Annotated in this window: 18 protein-coding genes; 10 read left to right on the top strand and 8 right to left on the bottom strand. The window is 63.9% G+C overall.

Going from position 1 to position 16,311, the window contains the following annotated elements; all coding sequences use genetic code 11:
- Positions 1-389: 389 nt before the first annotated feature.
- The 5 genes from ACOZ4H_RS03460 to ACOZ4H_RS03440 all read left to right on the top strand — a co-directional run bounded on the left by ACOZ4H_RS03460 (position 390) and on the right by ACOZ4H_RS03440 (position 5,401).
- On the top strand, positions 390-1,748 hold the full coding sequence (locus ACOZ4H_RS03460; protein ID WP_424327981.1) for an ABC transporter substrate-binding protein: 1,359 nt from the start codon (positions 390-392) through the stop codon (positions 1,746-1,748).
- 332 nt (positions 1,749-2,080) lie between these two features.
- Positions 2,081-3,043, top strand: a complete 963-nt coding sequence (locus ACOZ4H_RS03455) for a branched-chain amino acid ABC transporter permease (protein ID WP_424327980.1) — start codon at positions 2,081-2,083, stop codon at positions 3,041-3,043.
- Positions 3,044-3,045: 2 nt separating this feature from the next.
- A complete protein-coding gene (locus ACOZ4H_RS03450; RefSeq protein ID WP_424327979.1) occupies positions 3,046-3,909 on the top strand; it encodes a branched-chain amino acid ABC transporter permease in 864 nt (287 codons plus the stop codon).
- The gene (locus ACOZ4H_RS03445; protein WP_424327978.1) at positions 3,906-4,682 is read left to right on the top strand and encodes an ABC transporter ATP-binding protein; all 777 of its coding nucleotides are present in this window, start codon (positions 3,906-3,908) and stop codon (positions 4,680-4,682) included. The genes ACOZ4H_RS03450 and ACOZ4H_RS03445 overlap by 4 nt, the downstream gene beginning before the upstream one ends.
- The gene (locus tag ACOZ4H_RS03440; RefSeq protein ID WP_424327977.1) at positions 4,679-5,401 is read left to right on the top strand and encodes an ABC transporter ATP-binding protein; all 723 of its coding nucleotides are present in this window, start codon (positions 4,679-4,681) and stop codon (positions 5,399-5,401) included. Before ACOZ4H_RS03445 ends, ACOZ4H_RS03440 begins: the two co-directional genes overlap by 4 nt.
- A 5-nt stretch (positions 5,402-5,406) precedes the next feature.
- Here ACOZ4H_RS03440 and ACOZ4H_RS03435 read toward each other — a convergent pair whose 3' ends face one another.
- Both ACOZ4H_RS03435 and ACOZ4H_RS03430 read right to left on the bottom strand, forming a co-directional pair.
- Positions 5,407-5,934 carry a hypothetical protein gene (locus tag ACOZ4H_RS03435; RefSeq protein ID WP_424327976.1) on the bottom strand — a complete coding sequence of 176 codons (528 nt, stop codon included), beginning with the start codon at positions 5,932-5,934 and terminating at the stop codon, positions 5,407-5,409.
- A 52-nt stretch (positions 5,935-5,986) separates the two neighbouring features.
- A complete protein-coding gene (locus ACOZ4H_RS03430; protein ID WP_424327975.1) occupies positions 5,987-7,183 on the bottom strand; it encodes an ATP-binding protein in 1,197 nt (398 codons plus the stop codon).
- Positions 7,184-7,407: 224 nt separating this feature from the next.
- Between ACOZ4H_RS03430 and ACOZ4H_RS03425 the strand changes: the two genes are divergently transcribed.
- The gene (locus tag ACOZ4H_RS03425; RefSeq protein ID WP_004515390.1) at positions 7,408-7,602 is read left to right on the top strand and encodes a cold-shock protein; all 195 of its coding nucleotides are present in this window, start codon (positions 7,408-7,410) and stop codon (positions 7,600-7,602) included.
- Positions 7,603-7,604: 2 nt separating this feature from the next.
- Entirely contained in the window at positions 7,605-7,799 is a 195-nt protein-coding gene (locus ACOZ4H_RS03420) for a cold-shock protein (protein ID WP_004515391.1), read from the top strand.
- 126 nt (positions 7,800-7,925) lie between these two features.
- Here ACOZ4H_RS03420 and ACOZ4H_RS03415 read toward each other — a convergent pair whose 3' ends face one another.
- The 3 genes from ACOZ4H_RS03415 to ACOZ4H_RS03405 all read right to left on the bottom strand — a co-directional run bounded on the left by ACOZ4H_RS03415 (position 7,926) and on the right by ACOZ4H_RS03405 (position 9,163).
- On the bottom strand, positions 7,926-8,669 hold the full coding sequence (locus tag ACOZ4H_RS03415; protein WP_424327974.1) for a DUF429 domain-containing protein: 744 nt from the start codon (positions 8,667-8,669) through the stop codon (positions 7,926-7,928).
- A 111-nt stretch (positions 8,670-8,780) separates the two neighbouring features.
- Positions 8,781-8,966: a hypothetical protein gene (locus ACOZ4H_RS03410; RefSeq protein WP_424327973.1), complete on the bottom strand. Its 186-nt coding sequence runs from the start codon at positions 8,964-8,966 to the stop codon at positions 8,781-8,783.
- A gap of 41 nt (positions 8,967-9,007) precedes the next feature.
- Complete coding sequence (locus tag ACOZ4H_RS03405) at positions 9,008-9,163, bottom strand: hypothetical protein (RefSeq protein ID WP_424327972.1); 156 nt, start codon at positions 9,161-9,163, stop codon at positions 9,008-9,010.
- A gap of 75 nt (positions 9,164-9,238) precedes the next feature.
- Here ACOZ4H_RS03405 and ACOZ4H_RS03400 point away from each other — a divergent pair, with 75 nt between their 5' ends.
- Both ACOZ4H_RS03400 and ACOZ4H_RS03395 read left to right on the top strand, forming a co-directional pair.
- A complete protein-coding gene (locus tag ACOZ4H_RS03400) occupies positions 9,239-9,946 on the top strand; it encodes a sugar phosphate nucleotidyltransferase (protein WP_424327971.1) in 708 nt (235 codons plus the stop codon).
- Positions 9,947-10,026: 80 nt separating this feature from the next.
- Positions 10,027-10,626 (top strand): DUF4864 domain-containing protein, encoded by a 600-nt coding sequence (locus tag ACOZ4H_RS03395; protein ID WP_424327970.1) that lies wholly within the window; start codon positions 10,027-10,029, stop codon positions 10,624-10,626.
- On the opposite strand, the gene ACOZ4H_RS03390 is transcribed toward ACOZ4H_RS03395, so the two are convergent.
- The 3 genes from ACOZ4H_RS03390 to ACOZ4H_RS03380 are packed head-to-tail and all read right to left on the bottom strand — an operon-like array spanning position 10,623 to position 13,954.
- Positions 10,623-11,702 (bottom strand): sugar ABC transporter permease, encoded by a 1,080-nt coding sequence (locus tag ACOZ4H_RS03390; RefSeq protein ID WP_424327969.1) that lies wholly within the window; start codon positions 11,700-11,702, stop codon positions 10,623-10,625. The genes ACOZ4H_RS03395 and ACOZ4H_RS03390 overlap by 4 nt on opposite strands.
- The gene (locus ACOZ4H_RS03385) at positions 11,702-12,664 is read right to left on the bottom strand and encodes a carbohydrate ABC transporter permease (RefSeq protein WP_424327968.1); all 963 of its coding nucleotides are present in this window, start codon (positions 12,662-12,664) and stop codon (positions 11,702-11,704) included. Before ACOZ4H_RS03385 ends, ACOZ4H_RS03390 begins: the two co-directional genes overlap by 1 nt.
- A 9-nt stretch (positions 12,665-12,673) precedes the next feature.
- Positions 12,674-13,954 carry an extracellular solute-binding protein gene (locus ACOZ4H_RS03380; protein WP_424327967.1) on the bottom strand — a complete coding sequence of 427 codons (1,281 nt, stop codon included), beginning with the start codon at positions 13,952-13,954 and terminating at the stop codon, positions 12,674-12,676.
- 211 nt (positions 13,955-14,165) lie between these two features.
- Between ACOZ4H_RS03380 and ACOZ4H_RS03375 the strand changes: the two genes are divergently transcribed.
- Positions 14,166-16,259, top strand: a complete 2,094-nt coding sequence (locus ACOZ4H_RS03375) for an alpha-amylase family glycosyl hydrolase (protein ID WP_424327966.1) — start codon at positions 14,166-14,168, stop codon at positions 16,257-16,259.
- Positions 16,260-16,311: the final 52 nt, after the last annotated feature.

Below are 16,311 nucleotides of genomic sequence, written 5' to 3'. Positions count from 1 at the left end.
CATCCCCACGAATCCGCGACGGGCTCATACGAATGAACCCGTTTGGACACCACCCATTCATTCGAATGTATCTCTTCTTCAAACGTGTATAGCTAGGGAAAATACGTGTGGAACAGAAATACTATTCGGTCGGTGAGCGACTGTATCCGGGTTTTGAGGGCCTCAAGTCGAGTTTTCTCGCGGCCCCGTTTGTTTCTCTACCGAATTCTCCGGATGGTTTCGGGAGTAGTGTAAACGTATTCGATATAGTACCCTTCTCTCAGTATGTCCCTCAACAGCGTTTTTGGATGGGTATTTCGCTCGTCTGGCTACTAACCTATGATATACGAACAAATTAATAATGATTTTCTCCCCCAAATTATAAGTCATTCCGATATTAGCCTAGATCCATGCCAGACTCGAACGGCAGTAACAGGCAGGCACGAATCGGGCGCCGAACGTACCTCAAGAGCGCGGGCGTCGCGGCGCTCGTCGGACTCGCCGGCTGTAGCGGGGACGGCGGCGACGGCGGCAGTGACAGCGGCGGTGGCGACGGCGGCGATGGTGAAGCTGACAGTGGCGGTGACGGCGGCGATGGTGGAACCACGGACAGCGGTGGTAGTGGTGGTGGCACGATCACACTCGGCGCGCTCAATCCCTTCAGCGGTGGGCTCGGATGGATCGGTGGGAACGCCCGGCGCGGTTATAACACGGCATTGCACCAGATCAACGACAACAGCGATGGCGTCCTCGACGGGATGACGATCGAGATAAACGAACAGGACAGCCAGACGAACCCGCAGGAAGCCCTCAGCGGCTTCGAGACGCTCGCGGCCAACGACGACATCCCGGGGATCGTCGGTCCGTCCAGTTCAACGGTGCCGAACCTCGTCCAGCCGGTTCAGGACGCGGAGATTCCGTTGATCACGATCATGGCCGGAACGATCCAGCTCGACGACGTCGGCGGCGAGTGGTTCTGGCGGAACGTCCCGAGCGACGCCATCGGTGGTCGCGCGGCCGCACGATACAGCTACGAAGAGCTGGGCCACGAGACCATGGCGCTGGCGTTCAAGGACGACCGCGGCTCGCAGAGCTTCTCGCTCGCAGTCGGGGAGTTCTTCGAGAACCTCGGCGGCGAGGTCGTCAACGAGACCCCGCTTGCGCTCGAAACCGACTCCTACCGGAGCGAGATTCAGACGCTGATCGACGCGGACCCGGACATCGTCCAGATGACGGCCGGAACCGAGATCAGCTCCCTGTTCATCAACAACTACACTGAACTCGGTGCGGGGGAGGAGTTCAACCTCACCCTTTCGAACGACGTCCTCACTGCGGATTTCATCGAGACGGTCGGCGCAGACGTCATCGAGGGAATGGTCGGTCAGGCACCCGCACCGGGGCCGTCCTACGAGCAGTTTGCGGAGGCCCACCAGGAAGTGACCGACAGCGCCCCCGGAACGTTCGGTGCGAACGCGTACGACGCGGTCAACCAGTTCGCGCTCGCGTGGGAAGCACACGGCGCTGTCGAGCGCCAAGCGATCCCGGAGCAGCTCACGAACATCTCCAACCCGCCGGGAACGAAGGTGTCGACGTTCGCCGAAGGGAAAGAGGAACTGGCGAACGGTAATGACATCAACTACCACGGCGCGGGTAACCCGCAGGACTTCGACGACAACGGGAACGTCCTCGGTCCGTTCCAGGCGCTGCAGGCCGTGGACGGCGAATGGACGCCACAGATCACCTACTCCGCCGAGCAACTGGCCGAGTGAGTTCGGTCGGCAGCAGGGGCAACACCGCGTCACGAGACGTGGCCAGTCTCGGGGATAGAGGTCCCACGCAGGCGGGCAAATGTCCCCGTTGCCCCGCGTGCCGGCGGCTGACGGTCGGTCAGGCCGGAATCGGCGGGCACACCGAAAATCATGATTAATAAACTCAGATAATATGGAACGTCTATCACAGTACGGGAAGCCAGAGGCAGTTGAGAGGGTTCCGGGTATCGGCACCGAACCACGGGTGACCAGTACGAAACTACGGAGCGTGGCTTCGAGTACAGCAAGCAGAATGGGTACAGACAGACGCGAACGGACGGAGGCCGCATAGTATGGCCGTGTCGTTCTCCCTCGTCATGGTTACGCTGATCATCATCGGGATCTACGCGATCCTGGCAATCGGGATGAACATGCACTGGGGGGATACGGGCCTGTTGAACTTCGCCCACGCCGGCTTCTTTGCGGTGGGGGCGTACACGTCGGCGATTCTGACGACGCCGGTCGGTGACGCTGGGTTGCTGGCCAGCCGAACTGTGGGATTCGACTTCCCTATCGTCGTCGGGATGATGGCCGCCCCGATTACGGCTGGACTGTTCGGGCTCCTTCTCGGCATCACGAGCATCCGGCTGGAAGGGGACTACCTCGCAATCGTCACGCTCGCCGGAGCGGAGACGGCGCGGCTGATAATCTCGAACGAGGCGTGGCTCACGAGCGGGGAACAGACGCTGAAGAACATCCCCCGGCCGCTTGACGGGAGCCTGCCCGCGGTCCTTCCCTACGACGTGTTCTACTTCGGGCTCGTCGTCCTCGTGTTGCTCGGGAGTTACGCGCTGTTCAGACACTTCGCGAACTCGCCGTTCGGCCGCGTCCTCCACGCGATACGCGAAGACGAGGACGTCCCGAAGGCGCTGGGGAAAGACACGGGCCGGTTCAAGCTCAAGTCCTTCGCGCTCGGCGCTGCCATCGCCGGACTGGGCGGCTCGCTGTGGGCGCACTACGTCTACGCGATACAGCCGACTATGTTCCTGCCCAATCTCACGTTCTCGATCTGGGCGATGGTCATCATCGGCGGGGCCGGGAGCTACTTCGGCGCGATCGCCGGTGCCGTCATCGTCACGGGAATCCGACAGATAACCCGGTTCCTGCCGGGAGACATCCCGCTCGGGAACGAGCTGCCGTACCTCCGTCTCATCGTCATCGGCGTGCTTCTCATCGGCGTCCTGTACTACCGGCCGTACGGGATGTTCGGCGACAAGGAACGGTCGCTCGCCGGCATGAGCGGAGGGGGTGAGTGACCATGGTCATCGATCCGCAGTTCATCTGGAACGGGATAGTGGTCGGTAGTCTGATCGCGCTCGCCGCACTGGGGCTGACGCTCCTGTTCGGACTACTGAACTTCATCAACATCGCCTACGGCGATTACATGGCGTTTGGCGCGTACTTCGCGCTCGCGGCAAACGTCGGGTTAGGCCTCCCAATCGTCGTCTCGGTACTGATCGGTGCGGTCGGAGGCGGCATACTCGCAGTCACCGTCCACAAATTCATCTTCAGCAAGTTCATGGACCGCGACCCGATCGTGCTGCTGGTCGTCTCTATCGGGATGGCCTTCATCCTCAGAAACGTGATACGGATCTTCTGGTCCACGGACCCGCAGTACTACGCCGTTCCGGTCGAAGAGGGGCCGTCCTTCCTCGGCGTCACGTTCCTGCCGGAACAGGTGGCCATCATCGCGATGAGCCTCGTCGTGCTCGGCCTCCTGTTCCTGCTGCTTCACCGAACCCGTATCGGGATCGCGATGCGGGCGGCGTCTGACGACACCGACCTCGCACGGCTTCGTGGGATCGACACCAAGCGGCTGGTGATCTATATCTCACTGGTCGGCGGCGTCATCGCCGCGTTCGCGGGCATCATGCTCGGACTGGATTCGAACCTCCGGCCGAACATGGGCTTTATCGCCCTCATCCCAATTTTCGCCGCGGTGATTCTCGGCGGAATCGGTGACCCGACTGGGGCCGTCATCGGCGGCTACGTCATCGGGATCGGTCAGGAAGTGAGTGTGGCCTTCATCCCCTCGGAGTACAAGCCCGTCGTGGGTCTCGTCCTGTTGATCATCGGATTGCTCACTCGACCAGACGGACTGTTCGGAGAGGCCACACGATGAGCGGCGGTGAGCCCATTCTCGAGACCGACAACGTCACGAAGAGTTTCGGCGGCCTCGTCGCCGTCGACAACGTCTCCGTCTCACTCAAGCAAGGAGAGATAACTGGCCTCATCGGGCCAAACGGCGCCGGAAAGAGTACGCTGTTCAATCTGGTTAGCGGCTTTCTCGACCCTGATGATGGGACGGTAACTCTCAAGGGCGAAGACGTGACCGAACTCCGGCCCGACGAGCGCGCTGAGCGGGGGCTGATTCGGACCTTCCAGATCACCCGGGAGCTGTCCGGGATGACCGTCATGAACAACATGTTGCTTGCAGCACAGGACAACCCCGGCGAGCGGATTATCCCGCTTTTGACTCAACTCGAAGCGGTCAGGGCGAACGAGGACGAGCAGCGCGAGCGCGCTGAGGACCTGCTCAAGTACCTCGAACTCTGGGACCTGCGCGACGAGTACGCGGGCAACCTCTCGGGTGGGCAGCGGAAGCTCCTCGAACTCGGCCGGTCGCTGATGTCCGACCCCGACGTGCTGCTTCTGGACGAGCCGATGGCCGGCGTCAACCCGGATCTCACCGACCACCTCCTTGACCGGATCATGGAACTGCGGGACGAGGAGAACAGAACGTTCCTGATCGTCGAACACGACATCGATACGATTATGTCCATCTCCGATACCGTAATCGGGATGCACAACGGGCAAGTCCTCGTTCAGGGGGAACCGGAGGTCGTCCAACAGGACGAGCGATTGCTCGAAGCCTACCTCGGAGGGAAAGTATGACGCTGCTCGACGTGTCCAGTCTCGAGAGCGGCTACGGCGACCTGATGATCGTCCACGATGTCGATCTTGAAGTTGCGAGCGACGAGATGGTTTCGATCATCGGGCCGAACGGAGCCGGGAAGTCGACGTTCCTGAAGAGCATCGTCGGTCTGCTCAACATCAAGTCCGGATCGGTCAGGCTCGACGGGAAGGACATCACCGGGCTCCCCCCGGAAGAAGTGATCTACGAGGGGATCTGTCACGTTCCACAGACGGACAACATATTCCCCAACCTGACGGTCCTCGAAAACCTCAAAATGGGTGCGTGGGCGCTCGAGGACAGCGACCTCGACGCCGACTTCAACGAGCGCGTCCAGCAGGTTTACGACCGGTTCCCCGTCCTCGAGGAGCGGCCGGACCAGACGGCCGGCACGCTCTCGGGCGGCCAACAGCAGATGGTGGCCATGGGTGCGGCACTGATGCTCGATCCGGACCTGCTGATCCTCGACGAGCCCTCGGCCGGCCTCGCGCCCCAGCTCGTCGACGATGTCTTCGAGAAGATCGTCGACATCAACGAATCGGGGACTGCGATCCTCATGGTCGAACAGAACGCCCGGCGTGCGCTCCGGGAGTCCGACCGTGGCGTCGTCCTCGACCAGGGCGAAAACCGGTTCGAGGGAACCGCCGAGTCGCTGCTCGACAGCGACGAGGTCGCCGAGCTCTACCTGGGCACGCAGTAGCGGCCCTAGCCGGACGGCGTTTCCTCGGGCCGGCGAGCCGCTTGCACGATACCGACGGTCTGGCCGACCAGCACAAGCGCGATGCCGGCGAGCAGCGCGGATTCTGCCGCCGGGAACAGCGCGACGGCGTAGACCGCCGCACCAAGAACGCTCAGCGCCGCTCCAGCCGTGTACGCCCGCTGGTCTGCCGGAACGCGCTTGCCGGTGTAGTAGAGGCCCACGCCCGGAACGACCATCCACCCAAGTATCGTCGTTGTCAGGAACGGGTCCCGGAGCGGGGAGTAGCGTAAGCCGATGATGCCGCCGACGGTCAGCAGGAGTCCGACGAGCAGAATGTCGCGCCAGACCCGGAGGACACCTGACTCCATCTCGTCCCACGAGAGGGCAGCGAAGGCAGCGATAAGGACGGCAGCGACGACGTGGAAGACCAGAACCGTCCGGTCAGTGACCGCATCGAGATGGGCCAGTCCCACGAGCAGCCACGCGAGCGGGACGAGCGCGGCCGGACCCTGAGCACGCAAGCGAGGGAACATACCCCTCACTGTGCCCCCCACAATCAAGAAACGTCGGTCGTGCGGATCGGTGTCATGCCTGCGGGAGTTCGACGACGAAATGTGCGCCGTCGAGGTCGGTGTCGGGGAAGGCCGTGTCGGGTTTACTGGCGGTGTCGGCGAGGTAGATGCCGCCGCCGAAGCTCGTAACGAGCGTCTCGACGAGATGGAGCCCGCCGCCGTGCGTGTCGCCCGCTCGCGGGTCAAAAATGCTGTCGCGCCGGTCGTCGGGAATCCCCGGTCCGTCGTCGATCACGTGAGTCTCGATAATGTCGCCGGTCTCGCGAATCGCGACGAACACCGACGGGTGGTCGTGCCCGTCTGCCGCCGCCTGAGTCGTGTCCGGCGGCCGCGCCTCGCCCTGCAACGCGGACCCGTCTGTCGCGGTCCCTTCGGCGGAGAGTTCGGCTGCCGGCGTCCCATGTTCGATGGCGTTTTCGAGGAGGTTTCGGAGAACCGGGCGAGCGGCCTCGTTGGCATAGGCCATCGCGCTGTCCGGGGCCTGAAGTTCAATAGCGACCGTGTGTGTTTGCTCGATTCGCTGTATCACCGTCTCGGCGATTGCGACGATGTCGGTCGGTTCGAAGGCCGGATCGGAACCGAGAGTCTCTGCGACGGCCCCGGCGTTGTCGACCAGGGTATCGAGTTCGGTTACCTGCTCATGGATCGCGTCCGCCGCCGTCTGTGCGACCTCGGAGTCGGCGTTGCGCTGGATGATCGTCGCCCGACCGTCGATGACGACCAGACCGTTCGCGATATCGTGTCGGAGCAGGTCGTTGACGAACGACAGCGTGCTCGCGGTTCGGGTCGCACGGCTGGCGTCCTGACGGGCTTGAACCGCGAGCGTGCCCGCGACGAGACCCGTGACAGCGCCCGTATCCATCGCCAACAGGGTGACGAACACCGGTTCGGCGATTGTCCGCCCTTCTATCATACGGATGAAGACACTCAAGCCGATGATAGCCCCGACTGCGACGCTGCCGACAACGCTCCAGACGAAAACTGTCCATACCTGCTCCCCCGGTGTCGACGACGAGACGAGCCGATAGCTGCCATACACCAGTACCAGTGGGAGCAGTCCGTCGAGGGCCAGTGCGAGTGCGGGGCCGCCAAGCTGCCCGATGCGCCGTGTCTCGATACCGAGGTGCCAGACAACAGCCGAACCTGTGAGAGCAAGACCGAAGCCAGCGAGCAGCCACGGCGCGAGACGGGCCCGCACGCCACGGTACATAATTATATATCAGTTTCACGCGTCTAATTCTATTTGGTTAGTGAGACGGTAAGACCGGATGTGGTACAAGGGCGTCTACAGCCGGATGGGAGATCCGGCGACGCAATGTGGCATGACAGTATTACACACCCCATAATCGCAAGACTGCAGTCGGTTCTCTCTGTTTCCTACCAGAGCATCGTACCGACACTGTTATCCGTGGTGCTGGCATCTCTTTGGTTGCAATGGCGAAAGGAACGGTTGATTTCTTCAACGACACTGGCGGTTACGGTTTCATCGACACTGAGGACGCGGACGAAGACGTCTTCTTCCACATGGAAGACATCGGCGGCCCGGACCTCGAGGAAGGACAGGAGCTCGAATTTGACATCGAGCAGGCGGACAAGGGTCCGCGCGCCAACAACGTCACACGGCTCTAACAATGGCGGAAGGCACTGTCGACTTCTTCAACGACACTGGTGGTTACGGCTTCATCGAAACCGACGATGCGGACGAAGACGTCTTCTTCCACATGGAAGACGTCGGCGGCCCTGACCTCGAAGAGGGGCAGGAAGTCGAGTTCGACATCGAGCAGGCGGACAAGGGTCCGCGTGCGACCAACCTCACGCGACTGTAAGACGGGTTCTGTCTACAGTCTAGCACTATAATCACTTGTCAGCGGTCGCGGTGTACCGTAGCGTACACGGCAGTGTCGCTGGCACGCACATAACTCACGACGAGCGACGGCGTTCGTCGAGACACGTCACTGTTCGACCAGTGGCGACGCCGCCCGGTAGACGATCTCCATCGGCAACCCCGCCGCATCTCGCGGCGGCTCGGGCGGCAGCGTGTACAACTCCCCGTCGCCCGGTTGCGCCGTATACGCGAGGGCGACGGCGTCCAGTACGTCGTCGACAGCCACCGCCGTGCCACCAGTCGCTTCGGCGGCTTTCTGGACCGTCGGGGCGGCGTCGCGGTCGTAGTGGGCCAGAACCCGCATCCGCTCGGCGTATCCCCCGGCGGTGCGCTTCGAGTAGCCAAGCGGCTCGCCGCCGAAGGCCCTGAAACAGACCTCCGGGTGAGATTCCCGGATGGCCGCGGCAGCCTCGGGCAGTTCCTGCAGGAGTTCGTCGACCCGAGCAAGGCTGTCGCTACGTGCGAACGCCTGCTCGGAGAGTTCGTGTCCAGTCTTGCGCCTGTGGACGCGGTTGGCCGTCGAGTAGCGCTGTTTTCGGGTCGCTTCTCGCACCGGCGGTGTGCGGATCGTCGCGCTGCGCTCACCGAGGACTGACCGGGCGAGTTCGTCACACCGGCGGTCCGGCTCGCCGGATTCCACGAGTCCGATCGGGACGCCCACGAGTATCCGGCGGGCGCGCTCGTCGTAGGCTGACCAACACTCGCCGATACTGTCGAACACCGACGCGTGGTCGAAGCCGTCGCCGGTGAACGCGACGGCGACCCAGGACTCGTCGCTCCGGTCGACACCGACGTACAGCGGTTCAGCCATTATTGCTACTCGTTCGGATGGGCGCAAAAGTGTATCCCGAGGTGTTCGTTGTCCAACCGGTCCAGCACCCGAGCTATCGGCCGAGGCGCTGAGTGCCCCGACGGCTGGTCCTTACGACCGGCCGAACTTCGTGAGGTCCTTGAGCGGTACCAACCGGTGTTCCATCGCCGGCTTCGTGTAGCCGGCCGACTCCTCGGACACACCGCTAGTGAACACCTGCACCTTCTGCTGGAGGACGTGGGGCACGCCGTCGGTGTCGCGGATGATCTCGACCGAACGCCACGCGTCGTCTTCCATGAATCAGAGCCACACGCTGCTGCCACCTGTCTTTTTCCCCGCTAGTCCGGGCCGACGAAGACGGTCCGGAGCCGCGCACCACAGTCCGGACAGCACAGCGTCTGCCAGCGGTCGGTGTCGAGGTCGCCGATGGTCTCCCGACGGATCGCCTCGTCGGCGGTGACTGACCGGCCGCAGGTGTCACACTCCTCAGCCATACAGTGGAGTTGGCGGGCCAGAGACAAAACCCGCTCGCCCACAGGCATTTAGCCGGCGCGAGCATCGGGACGGATATGGATGGCGTCGTACTCGCTGCCGGCGAAGGGACGCGGATGCGACCGCTCACTGCGGACAAGCCGAAGGGACTTGTCGAGGTGGCCGGAAAGCCGCTGCTGACACACTGTTTCGACGCGCTGCTGTCCGTCGGCGTCGACCGCCTGGTCGTCGTCATCGGCTACCGCGGCGACGATATCGTGTCCCGCTACGGCGACCAGTATCGAGACGCGCCGATAGCGTACGTCCGGCAGGACGAGCAGTTGGGGCTCGCCCACGCGCTCGAACGGGCCCGCACCGCCGTCGACGGGACCTTCGTCGTGCTGAACGGCGACAACGTCTGCCGGGCGAACCTGAACGACGCAGTCGACCACCACCGCGAAACTGACGCCAGCGCGACGCTGCTCGTCGAGGACGTGTCGCGGGCCGAAGCCAGGACGACCGGCGTCGTCACGACGGACGACGAGGGGCGGGTGACCGGTCTCGTCGAGAAACCGTCGGACCCGCCGTCGACGCTCGTCACGCGGGGCTTTTTCGTCTTTGAACCGGCCATCGGCCACGCCTGCGCGCTGACGTTACCCTCCGAACGGGGTGAATACGAACTCCCCGACGCAATCGACCTGTTGCTGAGCGCCGACCACCGCGTCGAGGCGGTCGAACTCGACGGGTGGTGTCACAACGTCAACGAACCGAGCGACATCGACGCGGTCGAGGAACGACTCGGCTGACGGCATCGACCGCTGCCAAGCGACGCAGCGAACGGACGCGGCGACAGAACACCGAAGGGGCTCCACCCCAATACAGGTGTATGACAGCCGTTCGGCCGCTGGTGCTCGTCGCGCTCGCCGTTCTCGTCTCACTGGCGGGCTGTGGGGCGTTTTTCGGCGGCGGCGACTCGGCAGGGTCGGAAGCGACGATAACGCCCGCCGACGTGCCGACGGACGAGACGCGAGCAGTCGAAAAGACAGGCGAGGGGAGCTATTGGGGCAACGTCTCCGTCGACGCCAACAGGTCGGCGGTGACACAGCCGCGGGTGCTCGAACTGCGGCCGAACTGCGAGCGCCCGCCGGGACTTGTCGTCCACATCCAGGTGCTGGCGCTCCAGAACAACGATCCGGCGACGAACGAGGGCATCAACACGACCTGGCAGTTCGCGTCCCCGTCGAACCGTGGCCTGACGGGGCCGTACTCGAACTTCGTCCGGACCATCGAAAGCGGGTTCGAACCGCTGTTGAACGCGACCGGCGTGCGGTACGGACCGCTCGACCGCGACGGCGACACCGCGTCACAGCCAGTGACAGTCGTCAATAGGAACGGGACGACGTCGAGCTACCGGTGGACGGTCAGAAAACAAGACGAACCACCCTATGAGGGCTGCTGGATGACGGCAGGTGTCGCGCCGGCTTAGCCTTCCATCCCGCTGAAGGAGAGGCCGCCCTCGATGTAGCGCTGGGCGAACAGGTACGCCAGCATGATCGGCGAGGCGAAGGTGAGCGCGAACGCGGAGAAGCGCGCCCACGGGATGGAGTACTCGTCGACCATCGCGTACAGGCCGACCGGCAGCGTGTAGTTCTCCGTCCCCAGCAGCGTCTGGGCGACGACGAACTCCGTCCAGCCGGTGAGGAAGACGAAGATGAACACCGTCGCCAGCCCCGCCGTGGACATCGGGATGATGACCTCCGTCACCACGCGCCACGGTGGCGCGCCGTCGACGACAGCGGCCTCCTCGTAGGAGACCGGGATGCCGTCCATGTAGGTCTTCAGCAGCCAGGTGTTGAACGGCACGGCGGTCGCCGCGTAGTACACCGCAAGCGCTAGCTTGCTGTCGTTGATGCCGAACTGGACGTACAGCGCGTACATCCCGATGAGCAGCGCGACGCCGAGCCCACCACCGACCTGCGTCATCAGGACGTAGACGAACAGGATCTTCCGGCGGAAGAGGAACTTTCGCCGCGAGAGGGCATAGGCCGCCGGAATGATGAGCGACATGGCGATGAGCACGGTCGGAATCGCCACCATGAGGCTGTTCCAGAGGAAGCGCTTGAACTCCGACGGGCGGTCGACGCCGTAGTCAGAGGCGTCCAGAATCTCGATACCCGGCGTCTGGAACACGAAGGCGAGGTCGGTGAACGGGATCGCGGCGGAGATCGAGTACGACGGCACGATGAGGTCGCCGATAACCCAGATGAACGGTTTGACCGTCGGGTTCGAGGGCAGCAACGAGAAGCTCTCGGAGGTGTACAGCGAGCTGCCGGAGCCGGAGAGGGCCGCCATCAGAATCCAGTAGATCGGAAAGAGGAGTGCCAGCACCACCACCGTCGCCGCGATAGTCGAGAGAATGACTTTCAGGACTTCGGACGCGGGCAGTTCGCCCCGACGGACCGCCTGTACGGTGTAGGACCACTTCCGTACCGTCCGTGCAGGCATCGTCGCGAACGTCTTGATGTCGTCGCCGAGCTTCCGAGCGATTGCGCCGAGCAGCATCAGTCGTTCACCCCGTCGGCGAGTTTGCCCTTCTTGACGTTGAGCCACATGAACGCGCCGATGAACACGAGCGCGATGATGCTGATGGCCGCACCGCGGCCGTACTGCTGGAACGACAGCGCCTCGCGGTAGCCGTAGACGACGATGAGTTCGTTCGCCCGTGCCGGACCGCCCTGGTTGAACACGAACGGGATGAGGAACTGCTGGAACGACGCCGCAGAGGTCAGAATAGACGCGAACAGCACGGGGCGTTTAATCGAGGGGAGCGTGATGTGGGCGAAGCGTGCGAGAAAGCCCGCGCCGTCGACGACGGCCGCCTCGTGGAGTTCCTCGGGCACGTCCTGTAGCGCGCTGACGGTGATGATGACCATGAACGGGTACGCCAGCCACGCCTCCGTGACGTTGTACGCGACGAAGGCGGTCCAGCGGCCCGACAGCCACGCGACCGAACTCGCGCCGAACGCGGTCAGCAGCTGGTTCATCAGCCCGAACTCGGCGGAGCTGAAGATGCCGCGCCACACCGTGATGGTGAAAATCGGCGGCAGCCCCATCGGGAAGATGATGAGCGACCGCAGGACGCGCTTGCCGCGGACGAGGTCGCTGGTCACGATAAGCGCGATAGCCAGGCTCGCCCAGATCTTGAGCGTGACGCTCGTGGCGACGAACAGCCAGGTGACGCCGAAGGAGTTCCAGAACTGGCCGTCAGTTAGCACGTCGGCGTAGTTCTCCAGGCCGACGAACAGCGCGTCGCCGAACGTGAGCACGGCAACGACGCCCTCGCCGGCGAACAGGTTCGCCGGCTCTGCGTTGGTGAAGGAGATGCCCAGCAGATAGAGGACCGGGAACAGCATGAACGCCGAGAACACGAACAGCCCCGGGAGCACTAGCAGTAACGACGCGTCGTCCCGCGTCAGAAACGGGACCGACTCGATGCGGTCCGCCGCCCGTGAAACCGTACTCATGGACGTTTCTCACTCCCAGTTGCTGCGGATTTCCTCGGCGGCGGTCGTCAGTGCGCCTTCGGCGGTCGCGTCGCCGTTGAACGCCTCGATGAGGGCGTTCTCAAGCGGCGACCACACTTTGTTCATGCGCGGGTCGGTCGGCATCGGGACCCCCTGGCTGACGGTCTGGGAGTACGTCTGGACGTGGTCGGGGAGTTCGTCGCTGCCGACGAGGCTGTCGAGCACCGGGATCGCGCCCTGCTCCTCGGCGAGGCGCGTGGCGTGGTCCTCGTTGGTGGCGAACCACTCGACGAAGTTCCGGGCGGCCGTGGCGTCGGCCCCGCCCTCGCTCATCGCGTCCGCGAAGTACCACATTGAGATGCCGGTGTACGGCGTCACCTCGCCGCCGTCGATCTCGGGGAACGTCGCCACCTCGTAGTCCACGTCGTTCTGGTTCAGCGTCGCCAGGTACCACGGCCCGTTGACCGCGAAAGCGGCGTTTCCCTCCGAGAACGTCGCGGCCTGGGGTTCGTAGGTCGGGTCGTCGGGCATGTACGGGCGGAGGGTGTCGAGGGCAAACTGGAGCCCCTCGATGGCTTCGTCGGCATCCAGCCCGAGCGCCGGGTCCTGCTCCGGGTCGAAGTAGTAGCCGCCGAAGGCCTGGATCCAGCCGCTCGTGAAGTACGGATTGAACGGCGCGGCGAGCCCGTACTGGCTGCTGCTCGGGTCGTGGTATTCCTCCATTGCCGCCACCATGTCGTCGACGGTCTCGGGCGCTTCGTCGACGATATCGGCGTTGTAGATGAGCGTCACCGTCTCCGCCGAGTGCGGGAGGCCGACGACGGCGTCGTCGAACTGGACGGCAGAGGCTGCGGCGTCGGTGAACTGGTCGAGACTCACGGAGAGTTCGTCGGACTGGTCGACGACGAACTCCCGCTGGTAGTAGTCGCCGACCCAGTCGTGCGCCCACTCGAAGATCTCCGGCCCCTGCCCGGCCGGAATCGCGCTCGTGGTCTTCTTTTCCATGTTGGAGATGTCCGATCCCTCGACGCCGAACTCCGTCTCGCTCGCGAACGTCTCCATCGCGTCCTCGCGTGCAGGGATCTCGGAATCCTGAAGCTGGTACCACGCCGTCGCGGTCCCGCCGGACTGCTGACTCCCGCCGCTTGCCCCATCGCCCGAGCCGTCGCCGGAAGCCGTTTCGCCGTCCGAGCCGCCACTGCCCTGCTCTTGCACACTACAGCCAGCAAGGGCTGTAGCCGCCCCGACACCGCCGATCCGTTTGAGCACCGTCCGTCGTTCCATTGTCATAGATAGATATTGGATGAAATAGTCCTTCATAACTTAAATCATTCGGAAATAGAAGGAGACAATGATGATAGATTCCGAGAAACGGCGCGAATTCGCCTCGCTGTGTGTCGATTTCAACAGATCGGATAGAGGAGAATATACGAAGTAATATCTTTTCTAAATTTCAACCAGAAGCGTAACACTCACAGTACCGACCCCGTACCGTAGGCGTATGCACCACCCAGGACCGCCGCGGTTCGTCACCATCGGCGAAGCGGTCGAACTGGCCCCGCGCCAGCCCGATCCGGATATGACCGCCGAGTGGCGGCTGATCGACCGGCCGGCTGCGAGCACGGCGACGCTCGGCGACGGCCCGGTCTGCGATCTCGAACCGGACGTTCCGGGAATCTACCGGGCCGAGTTAACCGCACCGGACGGCACACACGAACAGGTCGTCAGAGCGTTTCCGGCAGTCACCGAGACGACCCGATTCAGCGTCACGGCGGAGGACTTCGACCGCGACGGCGATACCGGCGACCTCGACGACCGCGCCATCGTCATCGGGAAGTTCAATGACTTCACGATGGGGAGACACTGGGCCGAGCGCGACGGCGACGAGTGGGTCATCGAGACCGAACTCCCACCGGGGACCCACCATGCGATCTTCAGCTTCGACGGCTCCTTCGAGTCGACCGCAACCGACGAGGTTACCGTGAACGGACCCGGTCGCCCGCGGGTCGAACTCACCGGTGAGACGGAAGACCGGGACCTCGTCGTATCGGCGGACGCCCGCGCGGCCCCGTCGGGGAGCGAACCGGAAGTCGAGTTCTATCTCGACGGCCGCGACGCGCTGGACGAGTCCGCGATAACTGTCGACGGCGACGAACTCCGGGTCCCACGCGAAGGCCTGTCCGAGTCGGCCCGGATTCACGCGGTCGCCGTCGCCGAGCGCCACAGCGTCGCGGACACGCTGGTCGTGGAGTGCAGCGACGGGAACGGAAACGCGACCGCAGACGACGGAGTGCCCGTCACACGGCCGGCCGACCCGCCGGCCTGGGCCGGCGACGCCACCATCTACGAGATATTCGTCCGGTCGTTCGCCGGCGAGACCGTCGACACGACCTTCGAGGCCATCGAACGGCGGGTCCCCTACATCGAGTCGCTGGGCGTCGATGTGGTGTGGCTCACCCCCATTCAGGCGAGTCCGACCCGACACGGCTACCACATCACGGACTTCTTCGACACCGCTGAGGATCTGGGGACCCGCCGGGAGTTCGAGTCGCTGGTCGACCGGCTCCACGAAGCCGGGATCCGGGTCGTCTTCGACCTGGTAATAAACCACAGCTCGCGGGACCATCCGGCGTTCCAACTTCACCGGGCCGGCGTCCCCGAGTACGCCGACTACTACGAGCGGATTCCGGTGTCACAGGACGTCTCCGACATCGACTGGGCGGGCGAGGACGCGCCGGGCCACTACTTCAACTGGACGCGGATCCCGAACCTCAACTACGACTCGATCGAGGTCCGGCGCTGGATGCTCGACGTGGTCGACGAGTGGCGCGACGTGGTCGACGGGTTCCGCTGTGACGTTGCCTGGGGCGTGCCACACGGGTTCTGGAAGGAGGTCCGGGAGCGGGTGAAAGCTGACGACCCCGAGTTCCTACTGCTCGACGAGACGGTCCCGCGCGACGCCGCATTCGCCGAAAACGAGTTCGACGTGCATTACGACACGGACCTGTTCGACACGCTCCGCGACATCGGGACCGGCGAGGAACCGGCGTCGGCGCTGTTCGAGGCACTCGACGCGACGGCCGAGCACGGCTACCCCGACCGCACGGCGCATATGCGGTACGTCGACAACCACGACGAAGACCGCTACCTCGGTGAGTGCGGCGTTGCGCCGCTGCGGGCGGCCGTCGGAGCCACGTTCACGCTCCCCGGGACGCCCATGGTATACGCCGGCCAGGAACGGGGCGTCGAGCAACAGCGCGGGACGATGCGCTGGCACGACGGCGACAACGCACTGACCGACTTCCACCGGCGACTGGTCGCGCTGCGAGCGGACCACGCCGCACTGCGTGCGCCCGGGGTACGTCCGGTTCCTCACACCGTCGAATCGGGCGATGCGAACAGAGTCGTCGCTTACGAGCGCACCGACGGCGATGAGACACTGTTGATCGTCCTCCACTTCGGCGAGGGGACCGCGACAGTCTCGCCCGAAACCCCGATTGGGGGCACCGATCTTCTCAGTGGCGATCAGGTCGGAAGCGACGGAACGGTCGAAGTCGGAGACATCGTCGTGGTACCAGCGGTGATCGACAGCTAAGCCGACTGGCCTCGCGGAGGTCCCAGTTCATCTGCGGCGACGCTAGAACTTC

The sequence above is a fragment of the Haloarcula amylolytica genome, from assembly GCF_049705545.1.
Lineage (GTDB): Archaea > Halobacteriota > Halobacteria > Halobacteriales > Haloarculaceae > Haloarcula > Haloarcula amylolytica_B.
Note: the sequence above shows the minus strand (reverse complement) of the source record. Positions and strands in the feature narration are given on the sequence as shown.